The 21,545-nt window shown below is 45.5% G+C and carries 22 protein-coding genes; 21 read left to right on the top strand and 1 reads right to left on the bottom strand.

All coding sequences use genetic code 11. The features are described from left to right. Positions 1-15: 15 nt before the first annotated feature. The 10 genes from FE296_RS31480 to FE296_RS31435 all read left to right on the top strand — a co-directional run bounded on the left by FE296_RS31480 (position 16) and on the right by FE296_RS31435 (position 7,066). The gene (locus FE296_RS31480) at positions 16-483 is read left to right on the top strand and encodes an NUDIX domain-containing protein (RefSeq protein ID WP_150367579.1); all 468 of its coding nucleotides are present in this window, start codon (positions 16-18) and stop codon (positions 481-483) included. A 51-nt stretch (positions 484-534) separates the two neighbouring features. Continuing rightward, a complete protein-coding gene (locus FE296_RS31475; RefSeq protein WP_150367578.1) occupies positions 535-1,068 on the top strand; it encodes a GNAT family N-acetyltransferase in 534 nt (177 codons plus the stop codon). A gap of 137 nt (positions 1,069-1,205) precedes the next feature. After that, on the top strand, positions 1,206-1,700 hold the full coding sequence (locus FE296_RS31470; protein WP_223869111.1) for a hypothetical protein: 495 nt from the start codon (positions 1,206-1,208) through the stop codon (positions 1,698-1,700). A 48-nt stretch (positions 1,701-1,748) separates the two neighbouring features. Then, a complete protein-coding gene (locus tag FE296_RS31465; protein WP_150367576.1) occupies positions 1,749-2,777 on the top strand; it encodes an alpha/beta fold hydrolase in 1,029 nt (342 codons plus the stop codon). A 26-nt stretch (positions 2,778-2,803) separates the two neighbouring features. Further along, positions 2,804-3,220: a hypothetical protein gene (locus FE296_RS31460; protein ID WP_124114190.1), complete on the top strand. Its 417-nt coding sequence runs from the start codon at positions 2,804-2,806 to the stop codon at positions 3,218-3,220. A gap of 207 nt (positions 3,221-3,427) precedes the next feature. Next, positions 3,428-4,615, top strand: coding sequence for a glycoside hydrolase family 5 protein (locus FE296_RS31455; RefSeq protein WP_150367575.1), 1,188 nt, complete (start codon positions 3,428-3,430; stop codon positions 4,613-4,615). Positions 4,616-4,818: 203 nt separating this feature from the next. Then, entirely contained in the window at positions 4,819-5,358 is a 540-nt protein-coding gene (locus FE296_RS31450) for a GNAT family N-acetyltransferase (protein ID WP_124114192.1), read from the top strand. Between the two features lie 177 nt (positions 5,359-5,535). Next, on the top strand, positions 5,536-5,811 hold the full coding sequence (locus FE296_RS31445; RefSeq protein ID WP_124114193.1) for a hypothetical protein: 276 nt from the start codon (positions 5,536-5,538) through the stop codon (positions 5,809-5,811). 17 nt (positions 5,812-5,828) lie between these two features. Further along, positions 5,829-6,623 (top strand): phosphotransferase, encoded by a 795-nt coding sequence (locus FE296_RS31440; protein WP_124114194.1) that lies wholly within the window; start codon positions 5,829-5,831, stop codon positions 6,621-6,623. A 20-nt stretch (positions 6,624-6,643) separates the two neighbouring features. Next, on the top strand, positions 6,644-7,066 hold the full coding sequence (locus tag FE296_RS31435) for a DUF1801 domain-containing protein (protein ID WP_150367574.1): 423 nt from the start codon (positions 6,644-6,646) through the stop codon (positions 7,064-7,066). Positions 7,067-7,193: 127 nt separating this feature from the next. Here FE296_RS31435 and FE296_RS31430 read toward each other — a convergent pair whose 3' ends face one another. Then, complete coding sequence (locus FE296_RS31430; RefSeq protein ID WP_150367573.1) at positions 7,194-9,458, bottom strand: FAD-dependent oxidoreductase; 2,265 nt, start codon at positions 9,456-9,458, stop codon at positions 7,194-7,196. A gap of 153 nt (positions 9,459-9,611) precedes the next feature. Between FE296_RS31430 and FE296_RS31425 the strand changes: the two genes are divergently transcribed. The 11 genes from FE296_RS31425 to FE296_RS31375 all read left to right on the top strand — a co-directional run bounded on the left by FE296_RS31425 (position 9,612) and on the right by FE296_RS31375 (position 21,476). Next, a complete protein-coding gene (locus FE296_RS31425) occupies positions 9,612-10,379 on the top strand; it encodes a helix-turn-helix domain-containing protein (RefSeq protein WP_124114197.1) in 768 nt (255 codons plus the stop codon). Positions 10,380-10,573: 194 nt separating this feature from the next. Continuing rightward, the gene (locus tag FE296_RS31420; protein WP_150367572.1) at positions 10,574-12,394 is read left to right on the top strand and encodes a cache domain-containing sensor histidine kinase; all 1,821 of its coding nucleotides are present in this window, start codon (positions 10,574-10,576) and stop codon (positions 12,392-12,394) included. A gap of 23 nt (positions 12,395-12,417) precedes the next feature. After that, positions 12,418-13,269 carry a response regulator transcription factor gene (locus FE296_RS31415; RefSeq protein ID WP_124114199.1) on the top strand — a complete coding sequence of 284 codons (852 nt, stop codon included), beginning with the start codon at positions 12,418-12,420 and terminating at the stop codon, positions 13,267-13,269. 168 nt (positions 13,270-13,437) lie between these two features. Then, a complete protein-coding gene (locus FE296_RS31410) occupies positions 13,438-14,754 on the top strand; it encodes an ABC transporter substrate-binding protein (protein ID WP_124114200.1) in 1,317 nt (438 codons plus the stop codon). A gap of 289 nt (positions 14,755-15,043) precedes the next feature. Next, on the top strand, positions 15,044-15,925 hold the full coding sequence (locus FE296_RS31405) for a carbohydrate ABC transporter permease (protein ID WP_076249702.1): 882 nt from the start codon (positions 15,044-15,046) through the stop codon (positions 15,923-15,925). Positions 15,926-15,998: 73 nt separating this feature from the next. Further along, positions 15,999-16,829: a carbohydrate ABC transporter permease gene (locus FE296_RS31400; RefSeq protein ID WP_036671041.1), complete on the top strand. Its 831-nt coding sequence runs from the start codon at positions 15,999-16,001 to the stop codon at positions 16,827-16,829. A gap of 186 nt (positions 16,830-17,015) precedes the next feature. After that, entirely contained in the window at positions 17,016-17,564 is a 549-nt protein-coding gene (locus FE296_RS31395) for a glutathione peroxidase (protein WP_124114201.1), read from the top strand. 80 nt (positions 17,565-17,644) lie between these two features. Next, positions 17,645-18,493: an AraC family transcriptional regulator gene (locus FE296_RS31390; protein WP_124115527.1), complete on the top strand. Its 849-nt coding sequence runs from the start codon at positions 17,645-17,647 to the stop codon at positions 18,491-18,493. A 136-nt stretch (positions 18,494-18,629) separates the two neighbouring features. After that, positions 18,630-18,884: a hypothetical protein gene (locus tag FE296_RS31385; protein ID WP_091017016.1), complete on the top strand. Its 255-nt coding sequence runs from the start codon at positions 18,630-18,632 to the stop codon at positions 18,882-18,884. A gap of 146 nt (positions 18,885-19,030) precedes the next feature. Beyond that, the gene (locus FE296_RS31380) at positions 19,031-19,630 is read left to right on the top strand and encodes a nitroreductase family protein (RefSeq protein WP_036670536.1); all 600 of its coding nucleotides are present in this window, start codon (positions 19,031-19,033) and stop codon (positions 19,628-19,630) included. 214 nt (positions 19,631-19,844) lie between these two features. Further along, on the top strand, positions 19,845-21,476 hold the full coding sequence (locus FE296_RS31375; protein WP_223869110.1) for an S-layer homology domain-containing protein: 1,632 nt from the start codon (positions 19,845-19,847) through the stop codon (positions 21,474-21,476). Positions 21,477-21,545: the final 69 nt, after the last annotated feature.

Below are 21,545 nucleotides of genomic sequence, written 5' to 3'. Positions count from 1 at the left end.
TATGGGAGAGATAACATGAGCCAATGGTTTGTTCTAGATGAACTTGATCCAGAGTTAATCAAATTTGCAGTTGTGATCGCTAAATACAACAATAAATTCATCATTATCAAAAATAGGAAAAGAGGAGGTTGGGAGATCCCAGGAGGCAACAAAGAAATAGGGGAAACAATTTTACACACGGCAAGTCGAGAACTCTATGAAGAGACAGGGGCAGTACGCTTCGAATTAATACCTTATGGTGTATATGAATGGAATGGGAGCTTTGGTATGGTTTCTTATGCTGAGGTTAAATTGCTGGAGAGTTTACCGGAGTCTGAAATTGATGAAATAAAGCTTGTGGATGTATTACCTGAAGGGATGAACTTCGGAGATATGTTTTATCGTTTCTCAGACAGATGGGATGGACTTGAGAACCATAAGCTTAAGAAATACACTATCGAAATAAATCATTTGAATGAGTTACCTGAAATTAAAATAAGCTGATTTAACTTGGAGGACATCTGTTTTGAAACTAAAGGAGAGATGGCAACGACCATGATAACGTATAGAACGTTGACCCTGGATGATGTGAATCAGTTGCAGGCAATAGATCGCTCGGAACATATTGATCTCATCTATGAAATGAGAGAGAATCGATTGGTTGAGCTTGAACAAAATCATGAGTGCTCCAACTGGGATGAAAAGCTTTTGGAGGAGATTCAAAATCGATACGTCTACGAATTAGAACAAGGTGGCATGGCATATGGCGCGTTTGCTGACGATCAATTAATTGGATTTGGAGTGCTGGCACATCAACTTAGAGGAAAAGAACAAAATCAATTACAAGTTGACTTGATGTATGTCTCACGCGGGTACAGAAGACAAGGCGTTGGAAAACGTATTCTAAACCAATTAGGTGAAGAGGCTAAGAAACGTGGCGCACAGTATCTGTATATCTCCTCCACAGAGACGAGATCGGCAGTATCCTTTTACAGAAGCCAGGGCAGCCAGATTACTAGTGAAATTGATCATGAACTTTATGACAAAGAGCCGAAAGATATACACATGATAAAGGAGCTGGGCACATGACAACGGTTGGCATAATTGGCACCATTCATAATCCAGAACTCAGGGAGCGATATCATTGTTCTCTTTCTCTTTACAAGAATGTGATAACTGAGTTTAAGCCAGATCTCATTTGTGGTGAAGTTCATCCACAGAGTTGGTTGAGATATCTGAAGGACCAAAATGATAGAGGATACTGGGGAGAACCGGCAAGTGAGTTTTGGGATATGGTATTCCCTTTATGCGAGGAGCATAACATCCCATTTGTCCCTATTGACTGGTTTGAATTGGATGTGTGGAATGCTTTTGATCCATTCAACGGTTATTCGGGCGTGGAACGCAAAGAACTTGAACAACGGGATGATCATTGGTTTGCGGAGCAAATGGAGACGTATCAGTTTGGCGAGATTCCTTTTAATTCAAAGGAGTTCGATCGTGTAACCAGACAAAAGTATGAATGGTTGCATCAGGTAAACGCGAAGGCGCAGAACTTTCGATGGGTGGTCCGTAATCAGATTATGGTTCAACGAGTCAAAAATACCATTGAAGCTCATCCAGGCAAAAGAATCCTCTGTATCGTTGGAGCCGATCACAATTACATCTTCCAAGAAGAGCTGATGTTAGAACCCGTTGAATTGTTGTATCCGTTACGATAGAGGAACCGTTGGTAGAATTACAAATGAAACTTATATTAAGGAGCATACATGCGCAAAAAAATACGTAAAACACTCAAGTACAGCATATTCAGTATTATTTTAATAGTTATAGTAGCTCTGATATTTCCCACATGGACACCGAAAATTAAAGGTGAAAACAGCATCAGCATGTTAGAGCAGGTCGAAATTAACGGTACAGGACATGAAGTCATGATCAGGGGTGTTGATCGGACTAACCCTATCCTGATTTTTGTGCATGGTGGGCCGGGATGCTCGGAGATTCCATACGTAAGGAAGTATCAGAAAGAGCTTGAGCAACACTTCACGGTGGTGCATTATGATCAACGTGGGAGTGGGAAGTCCTATCACTTTTTTGAGGATTACTCGAATCTGACAACAGATGTATTAGTAGATGATTTGTTAGCGTTAAGGGATTATGTATCTAAAGAGTTAGGTCAAGAGAAGGTTATATTAATTGGTCATTCATTTGGTACATACATCGGGATGAAAGCTGCGGCTAAAGCACCCACTCAGTTTCACGCTTATATAGGCATTGGACAGATGGCTAATACACTTCAGAGCGAACTGGAAAGTTTGGAGTACACATACGAGCAAGCGAAACAAGCGGATAATGCAGAGGACGTTAAAAAACTGGAGTTAATTCGCAGCTCGATCGAGCAAGGAAAGGACCTGACGCCTAGAATTTTGTTGCAAAAGTACGGTGGTGCAGCCAGGCTCATCCATGAGAATAGAGATTATATTTCAGGATTCCTTTTAAATCCCGAATACAATGGGCTGGATATGATTCGCTTTTATTCAGGGATGTTCAGTTCACAAGACATCTTACTGAAGGAAGCATTTGATCAAAATTTACCTGATATTGTTGATCATCTGGAGATGCCTACCTATTTTGTAACGGGTAAATATGATTATATGACCACTGCGAATGCAGCACGTGATTATTTTGACGTATTGGATGCACCGATCAAAGACTTCATTATATTCAACGAGTCGGCGCATTACCCACAGTTTGAGGAGAAAGAAAAATTCGTAAAGTGGTTAAACGAGCTATTTTAATATACATGGAGAGGAGCAAGATCATATTGTTAAGTGAATTCATTGAGCTTGAAGAAGAGAGTGATGAGAGGTACCGATGTTACACTCTGTCAAATACTGTGCAAATCTTTAAACATTGCATACAGGATGAGGATTTAAATGACGTCCGAATATATGTGTCCACTAATACACCGTTAGTTTCAATTGATGATAAAATAGAAGACTACATTAAGTGGTTTTCAACTTGTGAGACTGTCTTTCGAGAATATTATGAAAATGAACTTCATGAAAAGGTACATAAGAATTGGTTTAATGAGATTGAAGTCTATCGCGTAGATATCACATTTAATAGTATAGCCGACTACGGTGCAACAATATCTTGCGGGGATAATATCCTGCACGATCACATCATGATGATTGATTTTGATCGAGAACAAATTCAAGCAATCCACTTTAATGGATAGTTGGATTATTTTGTAGTAAATCGTCAAAAAACAGCAATAAAGATATCGCTTTATTTTCCATATATGTGTTATTATGTTGGTGCGAGACGGAATTTTCATTTGTTTGATCGACAGGAAAGGAGGCGCGAATTCTCGAATCATTCAATCTGTATCAATAGATTAACTGCACTGCTTGTTAAAAATAATAGAATAAGCGGAGGTATGGTTATGTTCAAAAAATGGAAGAAATTCAGCATCAGCAGCTTGGCGCTTGTGTTAGTGGCTGCCGTAGCCTTTACCGGATGGAGCCCTAAAGCATCAGCAGCAGACGCTTCGCAAGTGGTGGCTGAGATGGGTGCAGGTTGGAATCTGGGCAATCAGCTGGAAGCAGCGGTGAACGGCACACCGAGTGAGACTGCTTGGGGCAATCCTACGGTGACTCCGGCGCTGATCCAAAAAGTGAAAGCTGCGGGCTTCAAGTCTATTCGTATTCCCATCTCCTATTTGAATAACATTGGAAGCGCTCCCAATTATACGATTAATGCGGCATGGTTGAATCGAATTCAGCAAGTTGTGGACTATGCGTACAATGAAGGTATGTATGTCATCATCAATATTCATGGCGATGGGTACAATTCCGTACAGGGTGGATGGCTGCTTGTGAATGGTGGCAATCAGACTGCCATTAAGGAAAAATATAAGAAAGTGTGGCAGCAGATTGCCACCAAGTTTAGCAACTACAATGATCGCCTTATTTTCGAATCCATGAACGAAGTTTTTGATGGCAACTATGGCAATCCGAACTCGACGTATTACGCCAACCTGAATGCCTACAACCAAATCTTTGTGGATACGGTTCGTCAAACTGGAGGCAACAACAATGCCAGATGGTTGCTGATTCCAGGTTGGAATACCAATATTGACTTCACCGTTGGTAATTATGGATTCGTGCTCCCGACGGATAATTTCCGATCCTCCGCAATTCCTAGTTCGCAGAAGAGAATCATGATCTCGGCACACTATTACTCACCGTGGGATTTTGCAGGTGAGGAAAACGGTAATATCACGCAGTGGGGTGCAACAGCAACGAATCCTGCCAAAAAGTCTACTTGGGGACAAGAGGATTACCTGGAATCGCAGTTCAAGTCCATGTACGATAAATTTGTGACTCAAGGCTATCCTGTAGTGATTGGTGAATTCGGTTCGATTGATAAAACGACGTACGATTCAACCAACAATGTATATCGCGCCGCTTATGCCAAAGCAGTTACAGCAAAAGCCAAGAAATACAAAATGGTTCCTGTTTATTGGGATAACGGACACAACGGTCAACATGGATTCGCATTGTTTAACCGCTCGAACAATACCGTGACTCAGCAAAGTATCATCAATGCGATCATGCAAGGTATGCAATAGTTTACTGTCTATCTGTATCCGTGTAAACGGCGTGTTCCTTCAAAAGGGACATGCCGTTTTTATGCTACCCGGAGATAAATTTGAACAACATTTACCAATGCATTTTACATAAGCGACATACAGAATTCATTAAATCCCACAATAGCTTTTATATACTTAATTTGCTTGATATAGCGAACTAAAAGGACTAGGTGGTAGACAGAATGTTAAAAAAACGTGATTTGCAGGAATGCCATTCACTGCACAGCTTAATGATGGACCCCGCAGTTTTTCCCTACGTTCGTTATGCATGCCAATCGTATGAGGAATATCTATTCCTGACTAAACAATTGATGGCTGAAGAAGAACAAAAAACAGTGATTTCCCGAACGATTTTGAATGAAACAGGGCAGCCTATTGGAACCATTGATTTATATCATATTGAGCATCAAACCGGTTTTTTAGCCACTTGGATTGGATCACCGTTTTTTGGAAATGGGTATAGCCAAAGAGCCAAATCAGCCTTTTTTGTTGAATTGTTTCTGGAACATGGGATTGAAACGGTATTTATGAAGATACGCAAGCAGAATATAAGATCCAGAAAAGCGGTACAAAAACTGCCTTATGTGAAGTTAGCCAATGATGTGTGTCCAGATGTATATCAATTCATTAATGCCAAGGAACAGATCTATGATCTGTATCATGTGGAACGAGCAGTTTTTTTTGAATATCGTATGGATCTGCATCATGTGGTTGCTACGTAACATATTCAGAGAGTTTACAACAGCGGCGTCAGTGATGGCGGTGCTATTTGCTATGATGAGAGTGTATTTGGAAAACATTTGAATGTAAAATGCAGGAATATGAAATGGAGAATCGAAAGACATGAAGTAGATCGTGCTGATGTAACATGGTGGATGGATCATAAAAGGAGGCATGAAATGAACAATATCAATAAGATTCTGGGTGTAATCCTCATGCTTGGCAGTGTGTTTATTTCGACGATGGAGAGAATTTCAATACGAGTCTCTTTCGCTATAGTAGAAGCAGGATACGCTTCAGGAGGGACCAACGTACCCCAGTTTGCTCAGATGAACGAGCATCCAACAGGTTTACTCGTATACTTCATGTTTTTAGTTGGTTTTATACTATTAGTCGCGGGATTTCCGGGGAGTTATAAGAAGAGTCGAAACCACAACCATACCCAAGAAAGATAGTATAAGGAGGGATTAGAGTGGCCGAACAGGAGGAAGTGTTATCGGGAGGTAATGTGAATCAGGTTGTCAGAATCGGAGAGACGGTTCGCCGGAGTGCCAAACCTGATCCTTATGTGGTTAAATTGCTTTTACATCTCGAAAAAGTTGGTTATAATCATGCTCCTCGATTTTTGGGAATAGATGAACAGGGGCGAGAAATACTTTCTTATCTAGAAGGCATCGTTCCAGGTAATGATTATCCTGGTTTCGAAGAGTATATGTGGTCAGATGAATCTTTGATTGAAGTCGCGAAACTGTTGAGAAGTTACCATGATGCGACAGTTGAATTTACAACAACATCAGTATCAACGAACAGATATCCAGGCATAACTGAAGATGAAGTTGTATGTCATAACGATTTTGCGCCGTATAATGTGGTGTACAAGGATGGCCGTCCTCAAGGCATTATTGATTTTGATATGGCGGGTCCGGGTCCTCGAATGTGGGATATCGCCTATACCTTGTATACATCCGTTCCACTTGCAGGTTTCTCACCAGAGATGGGTGGAAAAGGTGTTATTCCTTACGCCAGAGAGGTGCATGGAGCTATTCGAAAGAATCGCATTGCATTATTCATGACTAATTACGGTCTGGGTATTCCGGCAGATTTGAAGGAGTGGGTTGTAAACCGCATTCGTTTTATGTGTCAAACACTGTCTGAACGAGCGGCTGCGGGGGAATTCGCTTTTTTAAAAATGGTAGAGGAAGGTCATCTCTCACACTATGAGAAGGAGCTTACCTTTCTTGAAAAGCATTTTGATGACTGGACTTAAGTTAGGGAGTGAATTCCTCAATGTACAAACCAAAAACAACCGTAACAGACCAAAGTATCGTTGAATTTATTGAACAGATCGAACATCCGCAAAAAAGGGAGGATGCCTATCAATTATTGGATATCTTCACGGAGACGACTGGTTATGAAGCAAAGATGTGGGGACCAAGTATTATTGGATTCGGCAAATATCATTACAAGTATGATTCAGGTCACGAAGGCGATGCACCACTGGTGGGTTTTTCACCCCGAAAGGCAAAGATCAGTTTATATTTTGCCACAGGTGATAGTGAACGAGAGCATCTCCTTAAGGACTTTGGCAAACATACAACAGGCAAAGCGTGTGTGTACATCAACAAGGTAGCAGACATTGATGTGGATGTATTGAAAGCACTAATCGTGCAGTCTGTTGAATTCTTAAAAAAAACCTATCCGGATCACTGACTCAGCAGGCTACCACGAGTACTGAATCATTGGAGAAAATAAAACGCTTCATATCACATAAACATGATGACGCATAAACAGGCTGTCTTGATGATCAAGACAACCTGTCTTTTTTGCTTGAGTCTTCCTACCGTGTACCTTCCCCATAGGCACGAATCTCGATTAACTCCGCGTACTTGCTTCCATTGGTGGCATCCATGTTCACTCTAAGCGCCTGTGAATATACAGGTGTATCCAGGGTATGAATGACTTTTCTTTTGCGATTTTCCGCTGCACTTATGATCTCAAGCCACTCTCCAGACTGACTCAACATTTCTACCCGATAATTACGTACAAGTTCAGGCATGACGCGGAATGTCGTGTGATGGTGATGCAGATTAACCAGATCCTCGTTCACATCATCATTGAAGGTCAAATGCAGTTCAGCCAAGGATTGTGGCTCTTCCCATGTCAGTTGGACCCATTCCGGTTGGCCAGACTGCATCGGTTGGGACATCCACTGCTGTGGCCCACCGTAAGGGCGATGGTAGCCGTTGACTGTGTTTTCTGGTGAATAAGCCGTCGTCTCAGAAAGGGTACGACAGCAGAATGGCTGACGCGCCAACCCTTGCATGGACCATAATACAACGGGCTGATCCGTGGCATGATCCTCCAGATTTTTGGACACGTGGTTTTCTTCTGTTTTGAAGAAGATCAGCACCCCGCTGTGTGCTTCTGTCGAATGGTAGAGTGAGACGGCTTTATTGGAGCGGATGATAATAAAAGCATTCTGCGGTTCTTCCGGTCGCCATTCGAGCGGAAGCTTCACCCACTGCGCAGTTCCTGTTGTAACGTTAACATTCGCCGTAACTTGTAACGAATGCGGGACGTAGTTCTCCTTACGCCCCGTATCCCACAGCTCTACCGTCAGCGCGGTATCGCTGGATGCATCCAGCAGTAGCTCCAGGCCGCTGAGCACTGGATGCACAGGCAGCAGCAGGGCAACATCCGTACCCAGCGGGTACGTCTCGCCGGGCTGCTCAAGAGCGATGCCCGTCAGCGTGCTGGAGGCTGTAACCTTGGCACGCCGGGCCAGGTCCAGCTCATCGTGGCTGCGCACCCCGATGATGGAAGCGTCCTGCCGCAGCAACGTCTGCTGCAGGACCGCCAAATGCCTCGCGTACAGCTCGCGCGGCGACACCCCCATGGCTGCGCAGAGCGCCGCGCCCGTACCCGCGGCTTCGCCGATGACCGCGCATGTTGCCATGACGCGGGTCGTGCCGAAGGCGACATGTGATGCACTGATGTCGCGCCCGGCCATGAGCATATTCCGCACATTCGCGGAATACAACGAGCGGAACGGCACGTGATACACGCCATCGGCATGCATATGCTTCGAGCCGCTCGCTTCGGCGTACATGCCCTGCGGGGGATGCAGGTCAATGGACCAGCCGCCAAAGGCAACGGCATCCGGGAACTCCCGCTGGCTGATAATATCGTTCTGGGTGAGCACATAGTCACCCGTGAAGCGGCGGTACTCCCTTTTGCCAGGCAGAGAACCAATCCACTCCAGCGTCATATTGTCCGCATCAAACTTGCCGGAATTCTTGATATAGTCCCAGATCCCGTAGATCACGGACCACAGTTCATCACGGATCAACTCATTATCGTGTACGGTGTCATGTTCACCGCCCCATTCAATCCACCAGTAATGACAACCGGAATCCCCGCTGCGAATAACCCGGCGAATGGGAATACTCGTCTGCGTGATATCCTTGGCAAAAGAAGGCGGGATATAACGGACAGGCGCACCAGCATCCTTGGTATAGAAGAGAAGTGTACTGCCCAGCGTGATCTCATCGGCAACCTCCGGTGCCCATTCTTCACCGTATTCGCTGCGGGCTTCCCGGCCGAGCGCAAACTTGGCACCAGCCAAAAAGCCAACCAGTCCATCACCTGTACAGTCCAGATAGATCTGACTTTCGAATCGGATTTTGCGCTCAGAACCCATCATCCATCCGGTAACGGAGGTGATCATGCGTTCATCTCCATCCCCAGTGGCCTCGACTTCATGTACATCCGTGTTCAGATACAGGCTAATGTTGGATTCAGTTCGAACGGCTTCCAGAATGATCAAGTCCCAGAGATAAGGATTGCCCTCTGGATTACGATACTGATTCTCTACAAACAGTTCCCCCATGATGCCCGTCTCGCGGGCATAGCGGTTAATTCCGTGGGCGGTAGCGCCGCAGACCCATACGCGTACTTCACTGCTGGAATTGCCGCCGAGTACAGGACGATTCTGCACCAGCGCGACCTGTTGGCCCAGTCGGGCAGCAGATATGGCAGCGCATACCCCAGCAAGCCCGCCCCCGATGACGGTGATATCCGGTTTAACGAGTTCGTGCTTCATATGAACACCTCTCTCATTGAATATGGATGAGCCTAAGCTCAGATTTTAATATTTCATATCTATAATTTCATATTAGTTCTATATATTTACTTTTCAAATACACTATATTATCATCGAGCATATACTTTATTTCACAACAAAGGCAGGTGTGTCATGGACCTCCTTAATCACATCTACTGGAAGAAGAAAGCTGAATTTGCTCTGGCAGAAGATATCTACGACGCTTGGGTGGTCTTTGCAGTTGAAGAGGGCATATTTCGTTATGAGATTGATGGGCAGAGCGGAGAGGCGGGTTTTGCTGATCTGGTGTTATGTCCGCCCCACGTTCCTTTTCGCAGAGAGACGGTAACACCGCTGACGTTTCACTATATGCTGTTCCGTTGTAACTCCGCAGAGGGTGAGAGTCTCCTGCCGCCAATCGGAAAATCCCTCATTAATGATACGAAGCGTCTGGCTTCAACATATGCCTACCTGCGTCAGGCGAGCGAGGACAACGATGAGGCTACAACAGGATGGAAAACTCATCTGATGTTGGATTTGTGGCGGCTGTATCAATGGGAGCGCAGACAGAGCAGGCTAATGGAAACCAAGTTTACGGAGGATGCTCTGATGGCTGAAGCGGCAGTGTTGTTGGAGGAGTGGGCAGGAGAGGCGGTCAGTCTCCGAATGTTGGCCGAACATTTGGCTTTGAGTCCAGTCCAGCTCACCCGAAGGTTCCGGGAGGCCTTTCAAGAGACACCATCTGATTATTTAAAAGCGATTCGTCTCAAAAAGGCAAAAGCCTTGCTGGCAGATAGCCGTCTGACCCTTACGCAGATCGCCGAGAGATGTGGATATGAGAACGGATTTTATCTGAGCCGTGTATTTTCGTCCACCATAGGAATCAGTCCCTCGGAGTATCGGAGAAGACATCAAGTATGATAAAAGGCTACCATCCATCCATGCATTCATGCATTCATTCATTTCTTTCTTACACGAATAGAACATATCTGTGTAGTTCACATGGATGCAGGCAACGGATATCACAAATCCATGCAAATCATCCGACTCCGGCTGTGAATGGCAGGTAAATGCTATAATGGGGTCATTAATTGTAGGGGAGCGAGCACTAAGGAATGAAGAAGCCAAATTGGAAAAGTTGGTTGCCACAGCGGCTCAGGTACCGTCTGTTCGGTGCATTTGTGGTGTTGATTCTTTTGCCGTTCAGTGCATTGAATGTCTACAATTATCAGCAGATTGAATCGCTGGTCGAGCAGAAAATCAGTGAGCAGAGCCATGAGCAACTAGTCCAGATGTACCGCTCCTTGGAGGACCAGATGAGCATTGCCTTCAAAACGCTCATTTTTCTTGAACAGGATTCCGCGGTAAGAAGTGTACTAACCTCCCCGGACAGTCGTACGCCGCTTGAGAACAAGTCGCTGGTAGAAGAAAAGTTCAAGATGATCAACAACAGCTTTTTCCTATATAATCCTTCGGTGTATTTTACCTTGCTGGATTTTAATGATAGCGTTTACACTTCGTATTTGCCCAAAAAAGCACTGACGTATGGCCCCTATCTGGAACAATTCCGCGAACGTTTGGGGGAAATAACCATTCCAAAAGGCGGTACGGATTCACACTCGCTTCAACCGGAAGAACTTTTCTATCGCTGGGATGCACGGGATTCCAACCCTGTGCTCAGAGAGTTATCCTCCAGCCCATATCTGTTGTCGCTGTATGCTTACATGAAAGATAGCGGCGGCAAGCGATACGGGCTGGCACGAATTAGCATTGATTATTCCTACTGGTTCCAGACCATGCTGAAGGATTCCCAGAGTAACCAGGAGTATTACCTTATTACAGGTAGCGGAGAGACCATAGCCAGTTCATCCAAAACAGCGGTGCTTTCCCCGGAGGTTACGCGTGAAATAGCTCTTCATCCGGCACAGGCTTATCTGACCGATCCAGCCTCGGATACACTGATTAACTACGTGTATATCGAATCACTGGATTGGTATATGGTAAATCGTATTCCACTTTCCATCCTCTTTACAGAGATATCCGAGCTTAAACAGCGTTACTTTCTGACCTTTTTTGGTTTCACAGGAGCATTTGTAGTGATGGCTTTTATGATCTCGGCAACGTTTACGCGCCCTTTGTCGCACTTACAGAATAAGATGAAGGAGGTTGTACGCAAAAACCTCAAGATTCGTATTCCCGAAGGCCGCAGTCGTGGGGAAGTACTGGAACTAACACGTACGTTTAATACGATGCTGGATGATGCCAATCAGATGATCAACAGACTCAAGGCGGAGGAACGCCAGAAGGAAGCGGTACATTTTCATATGCTCCTTGCCCAGATGAATCCGCACTTTCTCCTGAATACATTGAATACAATGAAATGGAGCGCGATCCGCAGCGGGAATGAGGAGATCTCCGAGATGTGTGTTTCCTTGGGTAAATTACTGGAGGTCAGCCTGAATTCACAGGTTGAATTGGTATACCTGAAGGACGAGATTGAGTTGGTTCAAGCCTACCTTCATATCCAGCGGATTCGTTACCGCGATAGCTTTGAGGTGACTTGTGAATTTGACGATAAACTGGAATATGCGCTCGTGCCCAAGCTAAGTTTGCAGCCACTGGTGGAGAATGCCATTCACCACGGTGTTGGGCCACTGGAAAAGCTTGGTCAGATCCGCATCGGAATTTATAGGCAAGACACAGGCATGTTGATGCTGGAGGTGGCAGACAACGGAATTGGAATGGAGGAATCCCGGCGTTTGCAAATGACCCGCACACGTCCGGGGATCGGCCTGTCTAACCTTAAGGAACGATTGCGGTTATTGTTCAAAGGCCAAAGTGAACTTGAAGTGATTGATACCAAGCCGGGGACATTAGTGAGGTTCAGCATTCCTTTTTTATTGTCGACGCCTTACGTACAGAAGCGATCTCACTAGACGACTGGAGAGGGGAATCTGGCATGTGGAAAGTTTTACTTGTGGAAGATGAAGTATTTGTACGTGAGTCGGTGCGAGAGATTATTTCCTGGGAAGAGCTGGGCTTCACGGTCATCGGAGAATCCGGTAACGGGACCGAAGCACTGGCGATGATTATACAGGATACACCGGATCTGGTACTGACCGATATTGTCATGCCAGGTATGGATGGTCTGGAATTACTCAAACAGACCCGTCAGGCCGGGTTAAAAACCAAGTTTGTGATGCTCACCTGTATGGGGGAGTTCGAATATGTACGCCAGGCAATGGAATACGGGGCTTCCAATTATATTCTGAAGCTGTCGATGAGTGTGAATTCACTGCGTGATACACTACGTAAAGTAAGTGCGGAACTGGGAGCTTCGACTGAAGCCCGGACAGAGACAGATCATCATGAAGTGCGACCTTCCACACCGGTTCTAACATCAACGCCTGATTTGCCTAATTCTCTTACGGTCTCTTCTGCGCCCTCGCCTGAAACTGATCTTCCGTTCACACCTGTTCGGGAGCCGGTTGTGAAGCATCCGGAAATTAGCAAAATAATTGAGTACATCGGACAGCATTACGACCAGGACATTACCGTCAAATCCATGTCACGATATGTGATGATGGGCGAGAATTATGTGAGTGCTTTGTTTAAAAAGAAAACCGGCCATACCCTGATTCATTACCTGCATGGGGTACGGATGGAGAAAGCGGCTGAATATTTGCGCGAGACGGATCTTCCCGTACAGGAGATTGGTTACCGGGTGGGGTTCGGAAGTGATAATTATTTCATCAAAATATTCAAGCGTTGGACCGGTTGCACACCCAGCCAGTATCGCCATCGTTCGTGACTCATAGGTTGAGTAGAAGGAATATGTGTACCGAGTGCTCAGGCAAGCACAAGTAAATCCGTATTTTTGTTCAATCCGAATCATGGATATGTATCTTATGAACCCAGCAAGGTCCCTGCTACGATGTAACGGAAGGTACACTTCAATTCAGGGAGGTCATGTGACCAGATGAGAATCAAAAAAGGATTAACGGGATTAATCGTAGGTGCGCTGATGCTGGGCTTGCTTGCCGGCTGTGTAGGTAAAAATGAGACGAACGGTGGAGATAACGGAGGTGGAGCGGCAGGGGGGAAAGTGAAGCTCACCATGTGGGGTGCGGTGCCGCCTGAGAATGGTCCACAGGAAGTCGTGGATACCTGGAATGCGGAGCATCCTGATATTCAGGTGGAATATGTGCGGTTTGTGAATGATGATGATGGCAACCTGAAGCTGGATACGGCGCTGTCCACCGGGCAGAACGTCGATCTGTATGTCAACTATACCCTCACAAATCTGGATAAACGCATCAAGGGTGGGACGGCACTGGATCTGGGTGAGTTCACTGATTACAACATTGATGAGAAAATGGGTGAAGATGCGGCTTCCTGGAAAGTGGACGGAAAATATTACGGGATGCCAACCAAGAAAAACGCTGCCTTTTTCGCACTAAATATGAAAGCGCTTGATCAGGCCGGACTGAGTGTTCCAAAAGCCTGGACTTGGGATGAAGCCCGTGAATATGCACTTAAGCTGAAGTCCGCTGGCTTCAAGTACGGATTGGTGCAGCATACCGCTTCCTATGTAGACCCGCTCGATTCCGTTCTGGTGAAGAACGGCTATGTTAAGGCAGACGGCACTTCCAACCTCGATGATCCACTTGTTACCAAATGGCTGGAGACATTGAACGGAATGATGAAGGAGGATGCAACCACCCCTCCGCTCGGAGAGCAGCTGACTTCCAAAATGCCGGTGGAAAACATGTTCCTTGGCGGTGAGTCTGCCATGATTAACATCGGCGAATGGCTGATCCGTACATCAAACAATATGACCGAGTTCCCGCGGGATTGGAAAATCGCCTTTGCCCCTGTACCGAGACTGGCTGCACAAGAAGCAGATATGGTGAAGAGTGGAGGACTTGGTGACTTTATTGCGATCAATTCCAAGTCAAAAAATAAAGAAGCCGCATGGGAGTTCCTGAAATGGTACGCCGATGGGGGAATGATGCCGATGGCTGCGGGTGGACGTTTGCCTTCGTCTAATGCGGTTGATCAACAGACTGCCATTGATCATCTGCTGGGCGATTATGCCGATTCTTATGATAAAGAGTCACTGGAATTTGTGTTGTATGGTGACGAGACACCTACGTTTGTCCGCAGCATTGCGCAGGAAGTGGTTGATCTGCGTGCACAGGAGTATGAAAAGTTCTTCCTTGGTAACCAGACTGCCGAAGTTACGGTAGAGAACATGGTTAAACGCCATAATGACTGGCTGAAGCAGAATCAATAGAAGGCAAAAGCAATGAGTCCGAAGACCGTCCCCAATGGGACGGTTTTTTTCTTCTCAATATAAGCAATAGACCAATAGATGAATAGACCAAAAAGAGCATTAGAGGTATGACATGAGCCAGGGATATCCGGACTAAAGTAATAGAACAATTCCATGTTATTTTCATCTCGAAGGTCACTGCCAAAATACATAGTTCTGTGATACCAGGAAAGAGGTTATGTTCCTTAAAAGTGAAAGGACATCTTGTTATGCTTAGTTCCAGAACAGATGTTAAGGAGTGGGGGAGCATATGCATAAATCCTGGATGAAACGGCAGAGCAGGCTCGGGTATCTGTTTATTGGGCCCAATATGATTGGCGTGCTGTTGTTTTTTATTATACCGGCTGTCTATTCGTTCTATCTCATGTTCACTGATTACAAGTTCATGAGCCCGGAGACGAATTTCGTCGGGCTGGACAATATCCGCCGGATGTTGAACGATGATCTGTTTGGCGTGGCGCTGCGAAATACTTTTGTATTTCTGTTGGCGGTTCCGGTATCGATGGGGTTGGCATTTATCGTAGCTGTGGCGCTGAACAAGTCGGTGTATTGGCAAAAAACGCTGCGTGCCCTCTATTTCATGCCCTATATCACCAGCGGTGTTGCCATCGCCTTTGTCTGGATGCTGCTGTTCCAGCCAACGTCGGGGCCGATTAATGGTTTCTTGCGCGGGATTGGTATTACGAATCCACCCGGCTGGTTATCAACAACTGAATGGTCCATGTATGCGATTGATATCATCTGGATCTGGTTCATGTTGGGTTACAACATGATTATTTATCTGGCCGCTTTGCAGGAAATTCCGGAGGAATTGATTGAGGCTGCACGGATTGATGGAGCCCGTCCTTGGCAGACGATACGCCAAGTGATTTGGCCTCTTGTGAGTCCAACGACCTTTTTACTGCTGATCACGGGGCTGATTATGACCATCAAGAACTTTGGTATCATTCAAGCGATTACCCAGGGTGGGCCGGGGAACAGTACAACCGTCCTGTCGCTGTTTATCTACCAGAATGCCTTCCGCTACTACGAGATGGGCTACGCTGCTGCCATTAGCTGGGCGCTCTTTGCCATCATCATGGTCTTCACAGTATTGCAGTGGCTTGGTCAGAAACGTTGGGTTCACTACTAGGAGAGGAGGGATCGTTATGGAGAAACAGATTGCCGCGAATGCGAAGCCCACAGCTCCACATGTTAAAGTCCGCATGGAGTCCTTGAGCCAGATTCGAAAAATCATATTGACACTTCTGATGTCCGGGTTTGCCCTGCTGATGATTATGCCGTTCATCTGGATGATTAGCACATCGTTTAAATCTCCTGCGGACGTATTCACCTATCCCATCCAGTGGATACCCTCCAGCCTGAACTGGGAGCATCATATTAAGGTCTGGAGCGGAGCGGATACCTTTGCCACCTATTATCTGAACTCGTTGAAAATATCACTAATTAGCACGATCGGAGCTGTATTTCTCTCGGCTTTTGCAGCCTATGGCTTCGCACGGATTCAATTCAAAGGTCGGGAGACATTGTTCCTAATCTATCTCTCGATGATGATGGTGCCACCGCAGGTGCTCTTTGTACCGAAGTTCCTGATGTTTGAATGGGTCGGCATATATAATACGCATTGGGCATTGATCCTGCCGGGAATGTTCACGATCTTTGGGGTGTTTATGCTGCGGCAATTCTTCCTGTCGGTGCCTTCAGAGATCTCGGAAGCGGCGTTCATCGACGGTGCCGGTCACCTGCGCATATTTTTCAGGCTGATTCTGCCCTTGGCGAAGCCAGCGCTGGCTACACTTGCGATCATTGATTTCTCCTGGCACTGGAATGACTATGAGAATGCGCTTGTGTTCCTCATCGACAAAGACCTGTATACCGTGCCGCTTGGTCTGCAGAACTTTATTCTGGAGAACAACGTGGATTACAACGGCATGATGGCCGCTGCCACGGCAGGCATTATTCCGATGATCATTGTTTTCCTGGTGGGGCAACATTACATTATCCAGGGCGTGGCCGGAAGTGCCGTGAAGGGCTGAAGCTGTTACCACTGCAATCCATCAAATAACCCTTTTGCTGAACGAGGAAATCTTCGCGGCAGAAGGGTTTTCTGTTGAAAGGGAGAATAACGATCTTTCCGCAATACAATAGTTCAAACTTCGTATATAATATAAAATCATATGATGCTGTATGACTACATAACTATCGCGAGGTGCACTAGACTTATGCCAACTATCTACGACTTTACCGTAACCAGAACCAGTGGAGAGCGTTTCCCGCTCTATCAATATGAAGGAAAACCTGTGCTCATCGTAAACACGGCAAGTAAATGTAAATATACGCACCAGTTTGATGACATGCAGAAGCTGTATGACCAGTACAAGGATCAAGGGCTTCAGATTATTGGTTTCCCGTGCAACCAGTTTGCAGAGCAAGAGCCTGGAAGTAGTTCGGAAGCGGAATCCTTTTGTCAGATTAACTATGGTGTGAAATTTCCGATGTTCTCCAAACTGGATGTGAATGGAGAAGCGGCGCACCCGCTCTACGACTTTTTGAAAAGATCAGGGCCTTTTACTGGTTTTGATGAAACAGATATACAGGCCAAATTATTGAAATTAATGGTGGCCGAGAAGGCACCGGAATGGTTACACGGCGATGCAATCAAATGGAATTTCACAAAGTTCCTGATTGATGCAGAGGGTCGTGTGGTCAGACGCTTCGAACCTATCGATTCCATCGACGAGATTCAAGAGAGTATTAAACAGCTTCTATAATTTCACTTTCATATATCTTACAGGGGCATGACACAAATCGTTTCCCTCTTCCGAACAGGAGGTGCATGAATGTGCCGAGCATGATGCAATTTAGTGCTTCACTGGAGTATAGTTACCGATCCACCAGCACGTTTAACCCAGGCAAGTCAGATGGATTCCATTCACATCCACATTATGAGATTTATTATTTTCATGATGGAGAATGTACCTATATCATAGGAGACCGTGTATATAATCTGGAGCCAGGTGATCTGGTGTTAATGCATGGCTTGACTCTTCATCGACCACATCCGAAGCCAGGCAGTGCTTACGAGCGAAGCACACTGCATTTTGATCCGTCTGCCATTCGCAGCAGCCTGCATCCCGACCGTATGGCTGAGGTTTTGAGGCCATTTGAAGAACTCAGAAATTGCCGGGTCAATCTGAAGGGGGATAGCCGCTCTGAATTCGAAGCTCTATTGCATGATCTTCATCGTCTGTCTCAAAGTCAGAGCAATTTCAGGCAAGAGCGAATGAATGTCAGACTGTGTGATCTGTTGTATTTTGTAGCAGAGATCTGCCAGGGTGATGTCCAGGAACAACTTCCCTCATCGGAGAGGGAGCGGCATGTCCAACACATTATTCGTTATGTGGATACCCATTATATGAAGGACATTGGTCTGGATGATCTGGCACTGGAATTACATCTATCCAAGCCATATCTGGCAGGTATGTTCAAGGAAATGACAGGTTTGACGATATTCAAATACCTGTATGACCGTCGCATCAATCAGGCGAAGCTTTTGTTTCAGTTCCAGCCCGAGATCACCGTGACAGAAGCAAGTCGATTGTCCGGTTTCAAACGCCTTTCGCATTTTAGTCGGATGTTCAAACAAAGTGTGGGATGTTCGCCTGATCTGTACCGTACCCAATTGCATCGCCAATCATAGAAGTCGTCTTTGAGCTGACCAGCTTGTCTGGTTGGCTTTTTTTGTTGATTTTCGTTTGAGGAATGCATACCACTGTGTTTAGAGGACACGCAGAACAGGTAAAGAAAGGTAATGAACCCAGAGGAGGCGAATATGAATGAAACAGCGCACACCGGATCAGAATAACAGCGATACCCAACAGGAACAATCCCGTGACAATCCTGAACAATATAAGACAGAGCACGAAAGTCTGCTTGACCGACATGAAGAAGAACAGACTGTAGATCCAATTCCGATGGAAGATCTGAATATGGAGGCTCAGGAAGAGAAGAATAAAGATCAGACAAAAAGTAACTCTTCTACGGAAGAGAAATACCGGGCGGATTATCGCAAAAAGACGGGCGAAGGATAATTCCAATTGTTGTTTTGGGCAAACATGTTGAAATATTTTCGGTGAATGTATATTTAGTGAAAATAAATTAGTTTGTTGACTAATGTATGTTACTATATTATAGTTACTATGTTGGCAGTTGAAAAAAATTTGGGAGGCGAATAAGAATGACAACTTTTTTTGATGCGTTGAAAAACAGAAGATCTTATTATGGAATCAGCAAGGAATCTACAATTTCGGATGCTAAAATCCAGGAAATCGTAGAAGAAGCGGTGAAATATACACCCACTTCCTTTAACTCACAAACATCCCGTGCCGTTGTACTGCTCGGTGAACAACATGATAAATTGTGGAATCACACAGAAGAAATTTTGCGTGAAGTAGTAGGCAATGAAGAAGCCTTCAAATCCACAGCAGAAAAAATGACTGGATTCCGCAGCGGATATGGTACGGTTCTCTTCTTCGAAGATAACAATGCGATCGCACAGCTACAACAAAACTTTGCAGCTTATGCAGATAACTTCCCAATCTGGGCTAACCAATCCAACGGTATGTTGCAACTGGTAATCTGGACTGCTCTGGAACAAGAAGGTCTGGGTGCATCTTTGCAGCACTACAACCCGTTGATTGACGAGAAAGTGAAGCAAGAATGGAATATTCCTGAGAACTGGAGATTGATCGCTCAAATGCCATTTGGTAAACCAACGGCAGCACCGGGTGAGAAAGAATTCCAACCAATTGAAGAGCGCGTAAAAGTACACAAGTAAATCAATTTCATAATACCTTTAGCTGCTTCAATCAAGGCTAGATATAGATCAAAACGTTTCAATTTGTCTATATCTAGTTACATAAATTCATCTTAATGAGTTATGAAATTGATTTAAGTAAGCTTCGCATTCCCAACATTTAACCACATACGGCCTCGCTTCAATTTGATACGATGATAGTTGATCGTAATCCAATGAAGCGAGGCTTTTTAATGTGAATAATAGATTAAAAGACATAACGAACCAACGAATATGGAAAATGGCTTTATGCGGGTTATTAACACTTGGATCGGTGGCTGGATACGGCGCTACTGTTCAGGCTGCAACCGTGCAGCAACAGTTTCAGGATACGCACACCAGTTACGCCAAGGATGCCATTACACATCTGGTGGCCAAAGGTATTGCTGCCGGTACGTCAGAGACTACGTTTGAACCGAAGAAAGCCGTTACTCGTGCAGAATTTGCGACGTTTGCGGTGAGATTACTAGGTTTGAAGCCCGTTAAAAATAATATAAATCCCTATCAGGATATAAGCATGAATGCTTGGTATTACGGCAATGTTGCCGCCATGACGAATCTTTTTATTTTGGAAGGAAAGGGTCAGGGAACGTTCCAGCCTAATGCTTCCATTACGCGCGAAGAAGCGGCTGCCCTTCTTGTTCGAATGTTAAAACAACAACCCGTGGAGACATCACTCTTATCTTCAACGTATTTTGACGCAGCGGATATCTCGGACTGGGCACGTCCTTATGTGCAGACGGTATATCAACTTGGACTAATGCGGGGAAGCGGAGGCGTGTTTCGACCACATGACCAGGTAACGCGAGAAGAAGCAGCCGTAATGCTTGATGCCATTTTACAAAAGAAAACATGGTCTGAGCAATTAAAACGTGGGGATGAACTTGGCGTTCAGTTGGGCTGGCAATATAACTCCACTACAGCTGAATTCAAGAAGCAAGTGGAACAGTCTGTAGTGAATACGCTCGTCCCACGCTGGTTTTTCCTGAACAGCAGTATGAAAGTAACAGATCACGCGGACCCGGCATTGATCTCCTGGGCATCCGCCACCGACAGGCAGCTATGGCCATTACTTGGGAATCGTTCCGATTCGGCACTTACCCATCAGATGTTATCCAGCTCAGCCAACCGAGCGGCAGTGATCTCACAGGTAGCCGCTTATGTCAAAACCTATAAACTGGACGGCATTAATGTGGACTTCGAGAATGTTGATCCAGCGGACCGTGAAGGTCTGACGGCATTTGTCACCTCCTTGACGGCTACGTTGCACGCACTGGGTGCAGTTGTTTCTGTGGATGTATCGCCAGACCTGGGTACTGATTGGACGGATGCATTTGATTATGCCAAACTGGGTGCTGTATCGGATTATATGGTGCTGATGGGATACGAGGAACACTGGAACGGTGATCCGAAAGCAGGATCAGTGGCTTCTCTTCCATGGGTGGAAAAGGCTTTGGATACCATGCTCTCCGAGGTGGTACGTGCCAAAACAATTTTGGCCCTTCCGCTGTATACACGAGACTGGTCTTCAGTGAATCCAGCAACCAGCTCTTGGGACATTACATTGGCAGACCAGGGAATGCGTGCGCATGCTACGGGATCTGTAAGACGATGGGATGCAAGTCTGGTTCAATATATTATCGGGTACAACAGTAATGGTAAGCCAAGATATATATGGGCAGAGGATAGTCGTTCGTTATCAGCCAAAGTGTTAATGAGTGAGCAACGGCAAATCGCTGGACTGGCTTACTGGTATATGGGCGGCGAAACAGCCGATGTATGGAACGCCATTTCGAATGCTTCGCGATTTGAATCGTATAACTTCTAAATATTCATGAATTGGATAGACTCAAGCGAACCGGGATGTTGCCGGATGGTTTGGGTCTGTTTGTTTTGG

It is taken from the genome of Paenibacillus sp. UASWS1643, assembly GCF_008693195.1.
GTDB lineage: Bacteria > Bacillota > Bacilli > Paenibacillales > Paenibacillaceae > Paenibacillus > Paenibacillus amylolyticus_B.
The sequence above is the reverse complement of the archived record's forward strand: the minus strand, read 5'-3'. Positions and strand labels throughout refer to the sequence as shown.

Bases quoted from the DNA above. Each gene is read 5' to 3' on its own strand.
- FE296_RS31400 (WP_036671041.1), top strand. From the start codon at position 15,999: ATGGAGTCCTTGAGCCAGATTCGAAAAATCATATTGACACTTCTGATG.
- FE296_RS31435 (WP_150367574.1), top strand. From the start codon at position 6,644: ATGTACAAACCAAAAACAACCGTAACAGACCAAAGTATCGTTGAATTT.
- FE296_RS31475 (WP_150367578.1), top strand. From the start codon at position 535: ATGATAACGTATAGAACGTTGACCCTGGATGATGTGAATCAGTTGCAG.
- FE296_RS31395 (WP_124114201.1), top strand. From the start codon at position 17,016: ATGCCAACTATCTACGACTTTACCGTAACCAGAACCAGTGGAGAGCGT.
- FE296_RS31385 (WP_091017016.1), top strand. From the start codon at position 18,630: ATGAAACAGCGCACACCGGATCAGAATAACAGCGATACCCAACAGGAA.
- FE296_RS31405 (WP_076249702.1), top strand. From the start codon at position 15,044: ATGCATAAATCCTGGATGAAACGGCAGAGCAGGCTCGGGTATCTGTTT.
- FE296_RS31390 (WP_124115527.1), top strand. From the start codon at position 17,645: ATGATGCAATTTAGTGCTTCACTGGAGTATAGTTACCGATCCACCAGC.
- FE296_RS31415 (WP_124114199.1), top strand. From the start codon at position 12,418: ATGTGGAAAGTTTTACTTGTGGAAGATGAAGTATTTGTACGTGAGTCG.
- FE296_RS31410 (WP_124114200.1), top strand. From the start codon at position 13,438: ATGAGAATCAAAAAAGGATTAACGGGATTAATCGTAGGTGCGCTGATG.
- FE296_RS31430 (WP_150367573.1), bottom strand. From the start codon at position 9,458: ATGAAGCACGAACTCGTTAAACCGGATATCACCGTCATCGGGGGCGGG.
- FE296_RS31480 (WP_150367579.1), top strand. From the start codon at position 16: ATGAGCCAATGGTTTGTTCTAGATGAACTTGATCCAGAGTTAATCAAA.
- FE296_RS31455 (WP_150367575.1), top strand. From the start codon at position 3,428: ATGTTCAAAAAATGGAAGAAATTCAGCATCAGCAGCTTGGCGCTTGTG.
- FE296_RS31465 (WP_150367576.1), top strand. From the start codon at position 1,749: ATGCGCAAAAAAATACGTAAAACACTCAAGTACAGCATATTCAGTATT.
- FE296_RS31450 (WP_124114192.1), top strand. From the start codon at position 4,819: ATGTTAAAAAAACGTGATTTGCAGGAATGCCATTCACTGCACAGCTTA.
- FE296_RS31445 (WP_124114193.1), top strand. From the start codon at position 5,536: ATGAACAATATCAATAAGATTCTGGGTGTAATCCTCATGCTTGGCAGT.
- FE296_RS31420 (WP_150367572.1), top strand. From the start codon at position 10,574: ATGAAGAAGCCAAATTGGAAAAGTTGGTTGCCACAGCGGCTCAGGTAC.
- FE296_RS31425 (WP_124114197.1), top strand. From the start codon at position 9,612: ATGGACCTCCTTAATCACATCTACTGGAAGAAGAAAGCTGAATTTGCT.
- FE296_RS31380 (WP_036670536.1), top strand. From the start codon at position 19,031: ATGACAACTTTTTTTGATGCGTTGAAAAACAGAAGATCTTATTATGGA.